This is a genomic window from Cronobacter sp. EKM101R (assembly GCF_963888145.1).
In the GTDB taxonomy this organism is placed as follows: Bacteria; Pseudomonadota; Gammaproteobacteria; order Enterobacterales; family Enterobacteriaceae; genus Cronobacter; species Cronobacter turicensis.
The window spans coordinates 1-289 of sequence record NZ_CAWPHW010000046.1 but is presented as its reverse complement, the minus strand read 5'-3'; the positions used below and the strand labels follow the sequence as shown (position 1 = coordinate 289).

2 protein-coding genes are annotated in these 289 nt (G+C 55.7%); both read right to left on the bottom strand.

Annotation, left to right across the window (positions count from 1 at the left end):
- Nucleotides 1–41 precede the first annotated feature (41 nt).
- Entirely contained in the window at nucleotides 42–194 is a 153-nt protein-coding gene (locus AACV31_RS19180) for a DUF3927 family protein (protein WP_165157134.1), read from the bottom strand.
- The coding region (locus tag AACV31_RS19175; RefSeq protein WP_185155313.1) for a tciA domain protein at nucleotides 191–289 on the bottom strand (99 nt) is incomplete at its 5' end. The genes AACV31_RS19175 and AACV31_RS19180, both read right to left, overlap by 4 nt.

Sequence of the window (289 nt, the reverse complement as noted above, 5' to 3'; positions counted from 1 at the left end):
ACACCCTGTCAAAGGCACCCGCAGATGCCTTTTGCATGGTGTTATTCTGTTTTACGCATCAATGGCCAGAGCACGGCAATCACTCCGGCCACCAGCACAGCGTCTGCCAGCACCGACATCAGCCGCCCGGTGAAGTCCACCGCCACTACCAGAAAAAGCAGGACGGCAGCCAGCACAATGCGCACACTTTTCACAGGTACTGGTCCAGCGGCAACTGAAGCGCCTGCGCAATTTTCTTGAGCTGTGCTTCTTCCTGCTCTCCGATACCATCCTGATCAGCGATATCAAG